Below are 15,042 nucleotides of genomic sequence, written 5' to 3'. Positions count from 1 at the left end.
TTCGCTTCGCTCACGCCGCGCCCGCCGATCCGACGACCGCGCGGGCCACGACGACTCGCATGATCTCGTTGGTGCCCTCGAGGATCTGGTGCACCCGCAGGTCTCGCACGATCTTCTCCAATCCGTATTCCGCCAGATAGCCGTAGCCGCCGTGCAACTGCAGCGCCTCGTTCGCGACCGTGAACCCGGTGTCGGTGGCGAAACGTTTCGCCATCGCGCACAGCTCCACCTTGTCGGCACTGTCCGCGTCCAGCGCGTCGGCGGCCCGCCACAGGAGGGTGCGCGCGGCCTCGAGTTCGATCCGCATGTCGGCGAGGCGGAACTGCAGCGCCTGCGACTCGACGAGCGCCGCCCCGAACGCCTTCCGCTCACCGAGGTACGCGACGGCCTTGCCGAGCGCGGCCTGCGCGCCGCCCACCGAGCAGGCGGCGATGTTCAACCGTCCGCCGTTGAGGCCCTTCATCGCGATGCGGAAACCCTCACCCTCGCCGCCGAGCAGGTTCACCGCCGGCACCCGCACCTCGTCGAGGAGCACCTGCCGGGTGGGCTGGGCATTCCAGCCCATCTTCTTCTCGTTGGCGCCGAACGACAGCCCGGGCGCGTCCTTCGGCACGATGAACGCGGAGATCCCGCGCGCACCCGCGTCGCCCGTGCGGGCCATGACGACATAAACATCCGACGTGCCGGCACCGGAGATGAACTGCTTGACGCCGGTGAGCAGGTAGTCGTCGCCGTCGCGAACGGCTTTGGTGGACAGGGCCGCCGCATCCGAGCCCGCACCCGGCTCGGTGAGGCAGTAGCTGCCGAGCTGCTCCATCGACGCCAGCCCGGGCACCCAGCGCCGGCGCTGCTCGTCGTCGCCGAACTCGTCGATCATCCACGTGACCATGTTGTGGATCGAGATGTACGCCGCGATCGACGGGCAGCCGGTGGCGAGCTGCTCGAAGATCCGGACGCCGTCGAGTCGGCTGAGACCGGAACCGCCGACATCCTCGCGGATGTAGATGCCGCCCATACCGAGCGCACCGGCCTTGCGCAGTACGTCGACCGGGAAGTGCTTGTTCTGGTCCCACTCGATCGCACCCGGCGCCAAGTATTCCGCGGCGAAGTCGCGTGCGGTGTCGCTGATCGCGCGCTCGTCGTCGGAAAGTCTGAACATTGCCTTCGCTCCTAGTTCGTCGTCATCGTCGATGACGTGGTGACCGCGGTCGTCAGAGGGATTTCGCAATGATCCCCTTCATGACCTCGTTGGCACCGGCGTAGATCTTCTGCACCCGGGCGTCCTCGTACATGCGGGCCACCAGGTACTCACGCATGTACCCGTAGCCGCCGTAGAGTTGCACGCAGCGGTCGACGACCTCGCACTGCTTGTCGGTGAGCCAGTACTTCGCCATGGCCGCCTCGGCCGCGTCGAGCTCACCGCGCAGGTGCTCCTGGATGCAGTGGTCGAGGAACACCTCGCACGTGCGCGCGATGGTCTGGCACTCGGCGAGCTCGAATGCCGTGTTCTGGAACTCGAAGAGGCTGTGCCCGAACGCCTGCCGGGACTTGACGTAGGCGACGGTCTCCTCGACGGCCCGGTTCATCGCCCCCGACGCCTGCGCCGCGATGATCAGCCGCTCCTGCACGAGTTGGGCGATGAGCTGGCCGAAACCCTGGCCCTCCTCACCCAGCAGGTTCGACACGGGAACCTGCACATCGACGAACGACAGCTCGGAGGTGTCGGCGGCGTGCTGCCCCACTTTGTCGAGCACCCGCCCCACCGTGAATCCGGGGCAGTCCCGCAGGTCGACGATCAACAGCGAGACTCCCCGAGCACCGGCCTTGGGGTCGGTCTTGACCGCCAACACGATCATGTCGGCGGAGGAACCGTTGGTGATGAACGTCTTCGAGCCGTTGACGACGTAGTGGTCACCGTCCCGCACCGCCGACGTCCGGATGGCCTTGAGGTCGGAGCCGGCGCCGGGTTCGGTCATCCCGATGGCGCCGAGGATCTCGCCGGACGCCATGCCGGGCAGCCACGTCCGCTTCTGCTCCTCGGTGCCGTACTCGTTGACGTAATGCGCGACGATGCCGCTGTGCACCGAGACGCCGAACGCGAGGTCGCCCGCATGGCCCTGCGCCTCGAACACCGCGAGATCGTGCGCGAACGTGCCTCCGCCGCCGCCGTATTCCTCGGGGATCGAGCAGCAGAGCAGCCCCAGCTTGCCGGCCGTGAGCCACACGTCGCGGTCGATGCGGCGCTGCGCCTCCCACTTGTCGTTGTGGGCGACCACTTCGCGTTCGAAGAATCCGGCCGCGAGCTCGGAGAGCGCCCGCACCTCGTCGTCGTGCCAACCCGGCACATACTTCTTCACCGCGTCAGTCCATCGTCGGGATGACGAAGTGGTCCGCGTGCTCCTTGAAGCCGGACGGCCAGCGCTGCGTCACCGTCTTGGTCTTGGTGTAGAAGCGGATCGAGTCCGGTCCGTGCTGGTTGAGGTCGCCGAATCCGGACCGCTTCCAGCCGCCGAACGTGTGGTACGCGATCGGCACCGGGATCGGCACGTTGACGCCGACCATTCCGACCTCGACACGGGAGCAGAAGTCGCGGGCGGTGTCACCGTCGCGGGTGAAGATCGCGACGCCGTTGCCGAACTCGTGCTCGGACGGCAGGCGCAGCGCTTCCTCGTAGTCGTGCGCGCGGACCACCTGCAGGACGGGCCCGAAGATCTCCTCCTTGTAGATCCGCATGTCCGGGGTCACCCGGTCGAACAGCGTTGCGCCGGCGAAGAAGCCGTCCTCGTGGCCGTCGAGGGTGAAGCCGCGGCCGTCGACGACCAGTTCGGCGCCCTCGTCGACACCGATCTGCACGTACCCGTTGACGCGGTCGAGCGCGTCTGCGCCGACGAGCGGACCGAAGTCGGCGGTCTCGTCGTCGGAGCGTCCGATCCGGAGTCCGCGCACGCGCTCGGTGAGCTTCTCCACCAGCGCATCCGCAGTCTCCTCCCCGACCGGCACCGCGACCGAGATGGCCATGCAGCGCTCGCCCGCCGAGCCGTAACCCGCGCCGACCAGCGCGTCGGCCACCTGGTCGAGGTCCGCGTCCGGCATGACGATCGCGTGGTTCTTCGCGCCGCCGAAGCACTGCGCGCGCTTGCCGTGCGCCGCGGCGGTCTCGTAGATGTACTGCGCGATCGGCGTGGAGCCGACGAAGCCGACGGCCTTGACCCGCGGATCGGTGAGCAGCACGTCCACGGCGCGCTTGTCACCGTTGACGACGTTGAACACGCCCGGCGGCAGACCGGCCTCGAGGAACAGCTCGGCCAGGCGCAGCGGCACCGACGGATCCCGCTCGGACGGCTTGAGCACGAACGCATTTCCGCACGCGAGTGCGGGCGCGGCCTTCCACAGCGGGATCATCGCCGGGAAGTTGAACGGGGTGATGCCGGCGACGACGCCGAGCGGCTGCCGCATCGAGTAGACATCGATACCGCTGCCCGCCGACTCCGTGTATTCGCCCTTGAGGAGGTGCGGGATACCGGTGGCGAACTCGACGACCTCGAGGCCGCGCTGGATGTCGCCCTTCGCGTCCGGGACGGTCTTGCCGTGCTCGGACGACAGCAGCCGGGCGAGCGGATCCATCTCGTCCTGGATCAGCTGCAGGAAGCGCATCAGCACCCGGGCGCGGCGCTGCGGATTCCACGACGCCCACTCCTTCTGGGCATCGGCCGCGTTCGCGATGGCCGCCTCGGTCTCGGACTGGTCGGCGAGCGGAACCCGCGCCTGCACCTGCCCGGTGTTGGGGTCGAAGACGTCGGCGAATCTGCCCGACGCGCCGGGGATCCGCTTGCCGCCGATGAAGTGAGAGAGCTCTCGAACGCTCATTGCCCGAACCCGTCCTTTGCTGATCGTCACAGAGCCGCGAAGGAGACGCACGTCACCCTCGCCATTCATCGCTCATCCTATAGTTGGAAGTCCATGTAAGTCCAGGGTTCGATCACGACAATTGCCCGAACCCCAGGTAGGGGCCCCAATCCTCGGACAGAATGACGATTCGAACGCCTGATGTCAGCACATCGCTTCCCGGACGGAGATCAGCCGATGGACTCCCTGAGCGAACCGATGCTCGACACTCTCGATCACCCGTTCTCCCGGCGGGCCTTCCTCGGCGGCGCAGGCGCGCTGCTGATCGCCGGCATGGCGGGCGCGCGGGCGACGGCCGCGCCCGCGCCCGGTCCCGGGCCTGCGGCTCAGCCCGGCCGGCTGCCACACCGGCCCAACATCGTCGTCGTCATCACGGACCAGGAGCGGGCGCCGATGTTCTGGCCCGAGGGCTGGTCCGAGGCGAACCTGCCGAACCGCAAGCGCCTTGCCGACACCGGGCTCACGTTCGACGGCTGCTGCTGCAACGCCGCGATGTGCTCGCCCAGTCGCAGCACGTTCTTCACGGGCCTCTACCCCGCCCAGCACGGGGTCACCGCAACACTGACCGAGGGCGGCACCGTCTCACCGACGGAACCCACTCTCCCTTTGGGCATCCAGAACATGGCCAAGCTCCTCGACTCGGCCGGCTACAACGTGCATTACCGCGGCAAGTGGCACATGAGCAAGGGCGAGGACGGTGGCGATCCGTCCAGCGCGGACGTCGCCGCGTACGGCTTCGAGGGTTGGATCCCACCCGAGGGCGGTCAGGACACCGACCCGGACCATTTCGGCGGCGGCTGCGCCGATCTCGACAGCCGGTACGCAGCGGAGGCCGTCGAGTTCCTCCAGGACCTCGACCCGAACGACGAGCGCCCGTTCGCACTCGTGGTCTCGTTCGTCAATCCGCACGACGTGCTCGCGTACCCCCAGACGTGGAACGCCATCAACGGCACGTGCGACAACTACGGCTCGGACGCGCCCGGAATCTTCGAGCAGGGCATCGACCTGCCGCCGACGTACGACGAGGACCTGGCCCGGAACTTCAAGCCCACCGCGCAGGTCCAGTCCCAGGTCCTGCTCGCCGCCGGACTGGGGCCGCTGCCCGGGCAGACCGCCGCCCGCAATTACGTGAACTTCTACGCGTACATGCACAAGGTGGTCGACGAGCACATCGGTGCGGTGCTCGATGCCCTCGAAGCCCGGCCCGGCATGCGGGAATCGACGGTGGTGATACGGATGTCGGACCACGGCGAGATGGGCATGTCGCACGGCGGCCTGCGGCAGAAGGTGTTCAACGCGTACGAGGAGACGCTGCGGGTACCGCTGGTGATCAGCAATCCCGTGCTGTTTCCCCATCCCGTCCACACGGGCGCGCTGTCGTCACTGATCGACGTCATGCCCACCCTCGCGAGCCTCGCGGACGTGCCGGACCGGTCCGCGTGGGACTTCCGCGGCGTGGACCTCATGCCGATCGTCACCGACGCCGCCGCGAACCCGGCGGCGCCGAGTATCGAGGTGCAGGACGTCCTGCACTTCACCTACGACGACCAGAACTGCGCGACGCCCGACGGCCAGAACATCGTCACGCAGCCCAACCACATGCGCACCATTCGCGACCACCGCTGGAAGTACTCCGCGTTCTTCGACCCCGACGGGGTCGCGCCGCCGCAGTTCGAGATGTACGACCTGCAGACCGACCCCCTGGAACTGCACAACCGCGCAAATCCGTTGAACCTCGGCTACTTCGACCCCGCGCAGGCGGCTCGGATGCACGCGAGACTGTTCGAGGTGATGGAGCGCTGCGGGACGACCCCGGCCCGGGGACTGGCTCCGACGCCCGTGGGCAGTTGACGCTGTACCGAGTCAGCTGCGGTCGCCGTCCCGGCGTCCCCGGCGGCGCCGCACCACCACCATCGCTGTCCCGACAGACACCAGAACGCCGAGTCCGACGAGCACGGCGATCGGATAGCGCGATCCCTCCACAGCGAACTCCGCGCTGCCGGCTTCGGGGAACGTGATCTGCGTTGCGGCGCTGCGTTCGACCAACCCGCTGGCGAGCGTGACCGACGCCCGCCAGGGCCCCGGAGGAATGCCCGCGTCGAGCGTCGCGACCACCGCTCCGGCGGTACCGGGCGCCAGTGTGGTGGTCCCCTCGACGGAGAACGGGCCCGCGCTGAGCCCGCCGGGACCGTCACTCAGGGTCAACGTGCCCCGCAGATCCAGCGCCCGTCCGCCGGTGTTCCGGACGTTGGCTTCGAGGATCGGGGCGCCGTCGCCGGACCGCGCCGTGGTGAGCGACTCGATGGCGAAGTCGGCAGCAGGTGGATTACCCTGTCCGACAGAGAGATACACCCGTACTCCGACGCGACTGATCTGCGCGACCGACGCTTGCGGCGACACTGCCGAACGAACTTCGGCCCACAGGACCGCGTACTGTTCCCCGGGCGGCGCGTCCTGCGGTACGGCGATGGTGGCGACGGCTTCGGTCGCGGAATGCGCCTCCACCCGCACCTGCGCGGGGCTGATCGAGGTCCAGGTCGTCAGGTGGTTGGCCACCTGGCCGGCCGCGCCGGTGAACTGACCGCGGTCGATCCCCGCCGCCGAAGGATAGAGGCGCACATCGGCGGCCTCGCCCGTGGTGTTCGTAACCTCGAATCGCCTGCTGATGGTCGTTCCCGGCGCGAGGTGATCGACGATGTACACCCTCGCACGCGGGTCGCTTCCGTTGTTCGACGGCGCCTCGAGCAGGCGCACACCGATGCCTTCGTTCTGTGTCGGCGACGACTGGGCCGCGGAGATCGCCGATCCGGACGCCAGCAGCGCGAACGCGCTGATCAGAGCCGCGACGGACGCGATCCGCCGGGCGACGAAACTGGTGCAGTGATGAGAGCTGCGCACTCTGAAAGATCCCCCCAGGGCGGTGATAGGAATCGGCGTGGGTGCGGCACGCCGCACCCACACCGATCTCCGGGTCAGGCGACGGAGGTGGAAACCGTGCCGGTGTAGACGCCGGCGAGAGCATCCGTGGGCAGGCCCACGGTCAACGTCGGATTCCACGTGGCCGTGTTGTTGCCGCGCGCCGCCGTGCCCTCGACCACCGTCTTGGCCGTGTCGAGACCCGCCACCGCCGAGGGCGTGGTCGTCACCGTTCCGGTGCGCTCGACAGTGCCCGGGTTGTACTGCACCTGCGTCGCAGCGATGGTGGTGTCGCCGCTCTCCGCAGCCAGCGCGAACTCGGACGAGGACACGGTGACCGTCCAGCCCGCGTTGTTACCGCGACTGTCGATGACCGTGACCTCGCCCATCAACCCGAGGACATCGGATGCGCCGGTCTGCGCAGTGTTGAGCGAGGCGGAACCCTGCGGTGCGATGGTCAGCCCCCCGGCCACGATCTCGAAGGTGGTGGTGGTGGTGTCCTCCGCATGCGCGCTCGGCGGACCGACTGCCATCGCGACGACCGCGACCCCTGCAATTCCGAGACTTGTCAACCGTTTCCGCATTTTCACTCCTTCGTAGAGGTGCGCCCCGACAGCGACACGGACAGCCGAACCCAACACCGATGATCTTGATCGGTCGATTGGTTGAATCTGAATTGAACTGTCCTGGAGGAGATTTCAAAACACCTCGCGTCCGAATGGTCAGTTCGGGTCACACGTGTCCTGCCCGAGACCTCCGCCGGCGAGGAACTCGATCACCAGACCGCCACAGGACGAGCCCACCGTCGACCCGTGCACGCCGTCCTCGATCGTGAGCAGTAGGCCTCCCATGGCGGTCCGGGCATCCAGCGCCCACCCGTACGGGGTGACGTTTTCGTCTCGATGGCCGATGATCAGCAGGTCGGAGCCGGTGTCGGCGACGGCTGCCGGTTCGACGGGCAGTGGCCAGCCGCTACACAGGCTGACTCCGGGGACGTCGGAGTCGGCGGGGAACTCGATGCGGCGCTGCGGATCTCGGTCCAGTTCCGCGTTGAGCGCTCGATGCTCGGCGAGCTGGACCGCACCGTCGCCGACCGGATCGAGGCTGTTACAGATGTAGGCGGTGCCCGCAGTCGAATCGAACGACCGCTCGAGGAAGTCGGCGGTGGCGGGGTCGAGCGGGGCGTCGTTGTCGTCGGGCGCCGGGTCGCCGGGCGGAACGTCGGGCGCGTCCGGTGCGATCTCGCCGCCGGCCCCGGAGCCGACGTCGGAGAGTTCGGGCACGATTTCCGGCGGGACGTCCGGGTCGGCCGCCGCGAGGGTCCGCAGCGCGTCTGCCGCCGAGGTGCCCGTGTAGTCCATGCTGTCGAGCACCATCCGGTGCAGGTGGTCGGGGAAACGCGACTGCAGTTCGGCGCCGAGGACGGTACCCCACGAGACGCCGAGATAATCGATCGTGGCGAGGCCCAGCGCCTGCCGCACCGCATCGAGGTCCCGCGCCGCGTTCGCGGTGGTGAGCGAACCGAGGAATGCCGGATCGGCGTCGACGCACGCGCGGTTCGCGGCGGATATCTCGTCCGCATAGGCGGCGAGGGTCGCGTCGTCCCGGACGTCGGGTTCGTCAGGCGCGGCGCAGTCGACATTCGACGAGTAACCGGTGCCCCGCAGATCCATCCCGACCACCGCGCCGCGCGGTCGGAGTTCCGACGCCACCGTGGCGGCCATGCTGCGCCCCTCCACACCGGGACCGCCGGGGTTGACGAACAGGGTGGGGGCGGCCGGGTCGGTCCCGGGCACCCGGCTGAGCGCGAGCTCGACGGTCCGTCCGCCGGGATCGGCGTAGTCCAGCGGGACGTCGAGCGTGGCGCACTGCAGGTGGTCGACGACATCCTCGTCCACACCCAGATCGGTCGCGTAGGACGCCAGATCCGCGCAGGTCCCCCAGGCTACAGCGGCGCCGTCCACCGCCGGTCCGCTGCAACCGACCATCGTGCCGGCGCCGAGCACCGCTGCACCCGTCCACACTGCCGTCCGACGCAACCTCACCCGATCCCTCCCTGCCGACATCGCAGGATTCCACGGTAGAGGGCCGCGGGGGCGTCGACGACCACTGTTTCACCGGACACTTGTCTGGACGATGGATCGGGGGATGGACAACGCGACGAAGACGCACGTCATGGTCGCGGCCGCGCCGATCAGGAAGCCCACCCGGAAGCCGGCGTCGACGTAGAACACTCCGTCCGGCGTCCGCGAAGCAACGAAGTTGCCATTGAGGACACTGAAGATCACTACCGGCAGGATCGCCGGAAACACGTTCTGGGAAACACCGACGATGCTCGCGGTACTCGCCTGCAATTCCGGCACCACCGCTTCGATGAGAAGGTTCGGAATCGCCGCGTAGGCGAATCCCATGCCGACTCCGAGGATGCCGCAGGCGAGGATGACGAACCCCTCACTGCTGTGGCTCCATGCCAGCAGAAGATAGCCCGCCGTCATCGTCGCCATTCCCACAGCCAGCATGGCCCTGGGGCGAGACCCGCGGCTGACCAGGAGCCCCACCGCGACACCCCCGGCCACCACCATGATCCCCATGGGGGCCTGAAGGAGTGCCAACTGCTTTGCGGTGCTTCCGAATCCATATCCCAGACCCATGCTCGCCGGTGTCGTCGCGAGCAGTGGAAGGAGTATGGCGATTACACCGGCGCTTCCGTATGCCAACCCCGCGCCGAGCACCGTCGAGAACACCGACCGCTTCCCCAGGACTCTGAGGTCGACGAGGGGAGCAGGAACCCGGCGGGCGGATACCACCCAGGCACACAGCATGACCGTGCCGCCGATCGCGGACGATACGGTGCGGGTGTCGGTCCACCCGTATCCCGGGCCCACACTCACCGCAATCAGCACGCCCGCGACTCCACCGCCGAGCAACGCTGCACCCAGGAGATCGAGCCTGGATCGAAGGCGGACAGGAGATTCGTCGGTGGATACCGCGATCAGACAGACCAGCACAGCCAGGAGCACCGCGAGGAACCAGAAGAGGCTTCGGAACCCGTACGCGTCGAGCAACCATCCACTCAGGAAGGGGGCCGGTATCGACACCAGACCCATTCCACTCGTCGCGATACTCACAGCCAACGCAACCTTGTTGCGTGGGAAGATATCCCGAATGAGTGAGTAGCTCAGGAACAGTACCGAGACGAGCAGTCCGGAGACGCCCCGACCGAGCAGCATGACGCCGTAACTGCCTGCGACCGCGCTGATGACGGCACCGAGTGAACCGGCCGAGGCGCAGACCAGGAGCAGCCTCCGCTTCCCGTACATGTCGGCAAGCTTGCCGATCACGGGTGCAGTAACCCCTCCCACCAGCAGGAACGTCGTCAGAAGCCACGCCCCTTGAGCCGTTCCGTAGTGCGCCGCAACGAGCGGGATGGACATCGAGACCATCAGATAGCTCATGGTGAGCGCTTCGAGTACCAGAACGAGAGATACGAGCGCGACGACCAGGCCCGGAGTCCATCCCCAGGGGTGGCGATCATCCAGGGCGGGCGCGAAGCCACCTTCGTCTCGTGCGTCGACAACCATCGGGCAGTCCTTTCGAGATCCGCGAGCACATTCGTGCAACGGGAGCAGTAAGGCACCCCCGCGAATCGAAGATGATCGGAGTTGAATGTGGATCATGCTGATAGAGAAGACTTCTCGTCTGCGAACAGCCCACATCACAGTCCGCGGCGACAGCGCGACGCCACGACCTGTTCCGGTGAGCGGGATACCGGGCGTCACTCTCGGTCGAGCACCGCACGCCCTGATCGACCGGTCTCGGTCACATCTTGTGGAGAGCAGGCCCTCCCGCTATTGTCGACGCCATGTCGGCCCGCCCCTTGCCCCTCGCCACGGGTAATCCTGTGCGCGAAGCCCGGTTCGGCAGGGCCACCTTCCGACGCGGGCGCAGGGCGCTGGACAGGCGACCGGCCGGTCTGGTCTGGATTCAGAGAGCGAAGGCCTGACGGCCGGCTCCAACCAGTGCAACCCCCGTCACTCGAGGGGCCGGCTCCATCTCTCGGTAGCGGCTGACTGCTGCCCTCACCCGGTTTCCGGCGGTTCGGCTCACCCGATCGCGGCACTGGCTGCTGAGCGCACGACAGGATTCTCCGCCTCCGCACCCCGAGTCTGCCGCGTCGTCGGACTACACGTAGCTCTGCGACGACCGTGAACCCGTCGGGCCGTGCCCTCCCGCCCGGATCCGATCTCCGGTGTTGCATGCCGGCTACACGTGTCCGTGCACGCGCAATCGACTCGGGTTACTCGAAACCCCTTCTCGTACAATGAAAGGCGATCTTCCGCCGTGAACAGATTCACCCATGCACGCGTTCTCGTCACCGGAGCCGCATCCGGCATCGGGCAGGCCACCGCACTCCGACTTCTCTCCGAAGGCGCACTCGTTGCCGTCGCGGACGTCTCGAAGGAAGGGCTCGCCGAGACGACACGACTGGCGAAGGAGTCCGATCTCGAGGGCCGACTGCACAGCTTCACACTCGATGTCGCGGACGAGGCCTCGGTGGTGTCCGGCGTGCGGCGCATCCTCGAAACCCTCGGCGGCCTCGATGTTCTCGTCAACGCTGCAGGAATTCTGCGTGGTTCCCACACTCATCGGACGACCCTGGAGATGTGGAACCGGACCATCGCCGTGAACCTGACCGGAATGTTCCTCGTCACGCGCGAGGCCCTACCGGCACTTCTCGGCTCGAACAGGGGTGGTGTGGTCGTCAACTTCAGTTCCACGTCGGCCACGTTCGCACACCCCTACATGGCCGCGTACGCGGCCAGCAAGGGTGGTATCCAGTCCTTCACCCACGCCCTCGCCCTCGAGTACGGGAAGCAGGGATTGCGTGCCGTCGCGGTTGCACCGGGCAGCATCAAGAGCGGAATCACCGACACGACGGCGACATACCTTCCGAGCGACACCGACTGGACGCTGTTCGAGAAGTTGTCGCCCATCCTGGGGACCGACCTCGAATCCGGCGGAGCCCCCATGGCCGGTCCCGAGAAGGTCGCCGGTGTCATCGCGATGCTGGCATCCGAAGACGGTTCGTTCATCACGGGAACCGAAATCCGGATCGACGGAGGAACTCACGCCTGACCGCCGGCTCGTCGCGGCCCTTCCTTGTCGGAGAGGGCCGCGGCACCGCGCGTCGATCGCGGCACTTCCGAGCAGAAGACCGCACCAGTATTTCCAGAATCGAGGAAACGCACGTGTCCGACGACTCGACACCGAAGCCGGCCGAACTACCCACTCCCAGCGCGACAATCGACCGTATCGCTCTGGTACTGAGCGCTTTCGACGGTCGCGGACGACTCAACCTCGCCAACGTCGTCCGGCACACGGGCCTCCCCCGATCGTCGGCGCACAGGATGCTCGAAAGACTCGCCGAAGCGAACTGGGTTCGGCGTGAGGGGAACGAGTACGAGCTCGGCAGCCTGCTCATCCACCTCGGATCGCTTGCCATCCATCAGAATTCCCTACGGCGGTCCGCCACGCCGATCATCCATGACCTGCACCGGGCCACCGGGCACGTGGTCCACCTGGGAATCCTCGAAGGTTCTCATCTCCTCTATCTCGACAAGGTCGGCGGTCGCCTGGCCGGTTCGTTGCCGACCCGGATCGGGCTGCGGTATCCGGCCGGGAGCTCGGCGATCGGCAGAACTCTGCTCGCATTCGCGCACTCCGACGAGGACGATCCTCGGCTCACTCCCGAACTGCGGGCGATCCGGGAGAACGGCGTCGCCTACGAGGTCGGTCAGGCTCCCGCAGGCGGCATCGTGAGTATCGCCGTCCCCATCGGCCCGGCGGGGGCCACGGTGGGCGCGTTGTCGCTCTGTGGCCGCGTCGGCGACTTGAAAACCGATCACCGTCATGCCGCACCCGTCCGGATAGCGGCGAACGCGATTCTCCGAACCATCTGCCGGAGCCGATTCCACCGTTCGTGGCCGGAGGACGGACCGACCGACGAGCAGCAGCCGCCGGCAGGCTCGACGCGCCGGTTGCGATTCGCCTGATCGGGGAAGGACCGCTACGTACCCGTTGCCAGGTACTCGGATGTCACCGCGTCGGCGGGGAAAAACGTCTCGATGGCGAGTTCGGACACCGCGACGTCGAGGGGTGTCCCGAACACCGTCGTCGTACTGACGAACGACAGGTCGTGGTCCCCCACGCGCACCCGGAGCGGCACGACGAGCGACGGGCCCGGCTCGGTCGTGTCGACTCCGCCCGGATACCCGGCGAGCTCGACCCGTAGGCGTCGCAACTCGTCGTCACCGGTCGCCTCGATCTGCCGGTCCAGCCGGTGCAGCACGTGCGCGCGCCATTGCGCGAGGTCCGTGATCCGCGGCGCCATCCCGTCCGGATGAAGGCTCAGTCGCAGGACGTTGGCGGGTGGCTCGAGGAGCCGGGCGTCGGCGCCGGCGGTCAGCAGCGCCACGGTGTCGTTCGCGTCCACCAGGTTCCAGTGCCGATCGACCACCAGCGCGGGCATCGGGGCGTGCGCCGCCAGGAGCGTCCGGATCGCGTCGGAGACGACCGCCATCGGCATGTCGGTCAGCGTGTGTTCCGGAAATGCCGGGGCGAAGCCGGCGGCGAGCAACATCGCGTTACGATCCCGTAGCGGGATGTCCAGGTGCTCACCGAGCCGGAGCAGCATGGCCCGGGTCGGCCGGGCGCGGCCCGTCTCGAGAAAGCTGACGTGCCGGGTGGACACCTCCGCCCGATTGGCCAGGTCGAGCTGCGTCATCCGCCGGTGCCCGCGCCACCACCTGATCTGGTCCCCCACCGGCTGCTGTGTCCGCGTCATGCTCCGACCCTAGGCGGCCCGGGGAATGCGCCCCATTACCTCCGAGGTAATCGACCGGCTGCCGATCACGGAGCACGCTCGTTCGCAGAGGCCGCACTCCGGTGGCCGATCACGAAAGGGCTTCACCATGAACGACTTCGATGCCTTGGTCCAGCGCTACCTGGACGTGTGGAACGAGACCGACGGCGACAAGCGCGCCGCCCTGGTCGCGGAACTGTGGGCGGCCGACGGGCGTTATGTCGACCCGATCGGCAGCGCCCAGGGACACGCCGAGCTCAGCGCCCTCGTCGGAGCGGTGCAGCAGCAGTTCGACGGCATGCGGTTCGATCTCGCCGGCGACGTCGATGCCCACCACGACCAGGCCCGCTTCACGTGGGCGCTCGGCCCGGTCGGCGCCGAACCGCTCGTGATCGGATTCGACGTCGTCGAACGGGACACGGACGGGAAGCTGCGCACCGTACTCGGGTTCCTCGACAAGGTCCCCACCGCCTGACCGCCCCCGACGACAAGGAGAAGATCATGTCCTCCTTTGCCGTAGGCCGTCGCGGATCGGAAACGGCCGTCCTGGAGGGAGATTGGACGGGTGACCTCGTCGTCGTCCAGTTCCCCAGCCGTGAGCAGGCGCTGGGCTGGTACCACTCGGCGCCTACCAGCAGATCGTCGGTCTGCGCACCGGGAACTCCGACGGCACCGTCGTCATAGTCGACCAGGTCGCGCATCCGCACCGCGCGACGGACGTGATCGCGCAGGCGTCATAGGAGGTCGGACGCGGGAGGCGGCGAGGTCCGCGAGCATCGCCAGGTTCGCCGCCATCCCGTCGCGCCACACCGACATCCGATGCGCGACGATGGCGCCCTCCTTGTCCGGGTGCTGCTCGATGAACTCGGTGAGCGGGGACCGGCCGGTGCCGACCTTGGCCCACTGCCGCACGACGGTGCCGTCACGACCGGGCTCGACCTCGAAGCCCCACACCGCCAGCGGCGTCTCCACCGAGCCGACGCACCACACCCAACGGCGACCGTCCTCGACCTCCACGATCTCCGACTCGGTCTGCCACTCGCCCATGTGCGGGTTCGCGTTGTATCCGCGGAACCGGGCGCCGACGGCCACCCCGATCGCGCCGTCCAGCCACTCGACCCGCTGCAGTTCGCCGTCGGCGCGGGTGGGCAGTTCGATGTCGGTGACCAGCGCCCACGCCTGCTCGGGACTGCAGGCCAGACGCTCGACGACCTCGACGGTGGGGGTGTCGCTCAGACGCATGACGCTCCTTCGGGTTTCGGTCGGCATGCCGCACGGGACGTCGAGCCGACGGAACGGGACCACACCGAACGTAACGATCGCACGGCTCGGCACCGAACCCGCCTCGCCCCGCCGCG

General features: G+C 67.8%; 14 protein-coding genes. 5 read left to right on the top strand and 9 right to left on the bottom strand.

The features are described from left to right. Positions 1–10: 10 nt before the first annotated feature. Genes ABEU20_RS11400 through ABEU20_RS11390 form a run of 3 tightly spaced genes read right to left on the bottom strand, consistent with a single transcriptional unit; the run spans position 11 to position 3,867 of the window. The gene (locus ABEU20_RS11400; RefSeq protein WP_420164516.1) at positions 11–1,159 is read right to left on the bottom strand and encodes an acyl-CoA dehydrogenase family protein; all 1,149 of its coding nucleotides are present in this window, start codon (positions 1,157–1,159) and stop codon (positions 11–13) included. Between the two features lie 52 nt (positions 1,160–1,211). Then, positions 1,212–2,357: an acyl-CoA dehydrogenase family protein gene (locus tag ABEU20_RS11395; RefSeq protein WP_420164515.1), complete on the bottom strand. Its 1,146-nt coding sequence runs from the start codon at positions 2,355–2,357 to the stop codon at positions 1,212–1,214. A gap of 4 nt (positions 2,358–2,361) precedes the next feature. Continuing rightward, complete coding sequence (locus ABEU20_RS11390; RefSeq protein ID WP_420164514.1) at positions 2,362–3,867, bottom strand: CoA-acylating methylmalonate-semialdehyde dehydrogenase; 1,506 nt, start codon at positions 3,865–3,867, stop codon at positions 2,362–2,364. 216 nt (positions 3,868–4,083) lie between these two features. Between ABEU20_RS11390 and ABEU20_RS11385 the strand changes: the two genes are divergently transcribed. Further along, positions 4,084–5,757, top strand: coding sequence for a sulfatase-like hydrolase/transferase (locus ABEU20_RS11385; RefSeq protein ID WP_420164513.1), 1,674 nt, complete (start codon positions 4,084–4,086; stop codon positions 5,755–5,757). Positions 5,758–5,769: 12 nt separating this feature from the next. Here the strand turns inward: ABEU20_RS11385 and ABEU20_RS11380 are convergent, their stop codons facing one another. From ABEU20_RS11380 to ABEU20_RS11365, 4 genes are all read right to left on the bottom strand, one after another. After that, entirely contained in the window at positions 5,770–6,804 is a 1,035-nt protein-coding gene (locus ABEU20_RS11380; protein ID WP_420164512.1) for a COG1361 family protein, read from the bottom strand. A gap of 74 nt (positions 6,805–6,878) precedes the next feature. After that, a complete protein-coding gene (locus tag ABEU20_RS11375) occupies positions 6,879–7,406 on the bottom strand; it encodes a WxL domain-containing protein (protein ID WP_420164511.1) in 528 nt (175 codons plus the stop codon). Positions 7,407–7,544: 138 nt separating this feature from the next. Next, complete coding sequence (locus tag ABEU20_RS11370; RefSeq protein WP_420164510.1) at positions 7,545–8,867, bottom strand: alpha/beta fold hydrolase; 1,323 nt, start codon at positions 8,865–8,867, stop codon at positions 7,545–7,547. A gap of 69 nt (positions 8,868–8,936) precedes the next feature. Then, positions 8,937–10,403, bottom strand: coding sequence for an MFS transporter (locus tag ABEU20_RS11365; RefSeq protein WP_420164509.1), 1,467 nt, complete (start codon positions 10,401–10,403; stop codon positions 8,937–8,939). A gap of 760 nt (positions 10,404–11,163) precedes the next feature. On the opposite strand from ABEU20_RS11365, the gene ABEU20_RS11360 reads away from it, so the two are divergent. Together ABEU20_RS11360 and ABEU20_RS11355 are read left to right on the top strand one after the other, a co-directional pair. Continuing rightward, the gene (locus ABEU20_RS11360; RefSeq protein ID WP_420164508.1) at positions 11,164–11,958 is read left to right on the top strand and encodes an SDR family NAD(P)-dependent oxidoreductase; all 795 of its coding nucleotides are present in this window, start codon (positions 11,164–11,166) and stop codon (positions 11,956–11,958) included. A gap of 113 nt (positions 11,959–12,071) precedes the next feature. After that, complete coding sequence (locus tag ABEU20_RS11355) at positions 12,072–12,875, top strand: IclR family transcriptional regulator (RefSeq protein ID WP_420164507.1); 804 nt, start codon at positions 12,072–12,074, stop codon at positions 12,873–12,875. A gap of 14 nt (positions 12,876–12,889) precedes the next feature. On the opposite strand, the gene ABEU20_RS11350 is transcribed toward ABEU20_RS11355, so the two are convergent. Next, positions 12,890–13,666: a helix-turn-helix domain-containing protein gene (locus ABEU20_RS11350; protein WP_420164506.1), complete on the bottom strand. Its 777-nt coding sequence runs from the start codon at positions 13,664–13,666 to the stop codon at positions 12,890–12,892. A 127-nt stretch (positions 13,667–13,793) separates the two neighbouring features. Between ABEU20_RS11350 and ABEU20_RS11345 the strand changes: the two genes are divergently transcribed. Together ABEU20_RS11345 and ABEU20_RS11340 are read left to right on the top strand one after the other, a co-directional pair. Continuing rightward, a complete protein-coding gene (locus ABEU20_RS11345) occupies positions 13,794–14,159 on the top strand; it encodes a nuclear transport factor 2 family protein (RefSeq protein ID WP_420164505.1) in 366 nt (121 codons plus the stop codon). Positions 14,160–14,185: 26 nt separating this feature from the next. Then, positions 14,186–14,368, top strand: a complete 183-nt coding sequence (locus ABEU20_RS11340) for a DUF1330 domain-containing protein (RefSeq protein ID WP_420164504.1) — start codon at positions 14,186–14,188, stop codon at positions 14,366–14,368. Here the strand turns inward: ABEU20_RS11340 and ABEU20_RS11335 are convergent. After that, complete coding sequence (locus ABEU20_RS11335) at positions 14,363–14,926, bottom strand: SRPBCC family protein (RefSeq protein WP_420164503.1); 564 nt, start codon at positions 14,924–14,926, stop codon at positions 14,363–14,365. The genes ABEU20_RS11340 and ABEU20_RS11335 overlap by 6 nt on opposite strands. Positions 14,927–15,042: the final 116 nt, after the last annotated feature.

It is taken from the genome of Rhodococcus parequi (assembly GCF_046042785.1).
Classification (GTDB): domain Bacteria; phylum Actinomycetota; class Actinomycetes; order Mycobacteriales; family Mycobacteriaceae; genus Prescottella; species Prescottella parequi.
The sequence above is the reverse complement of the archived record's forward strand: the minus strand, read 5'-3'. Positions and strand labels throughout refer to the sequence as shown.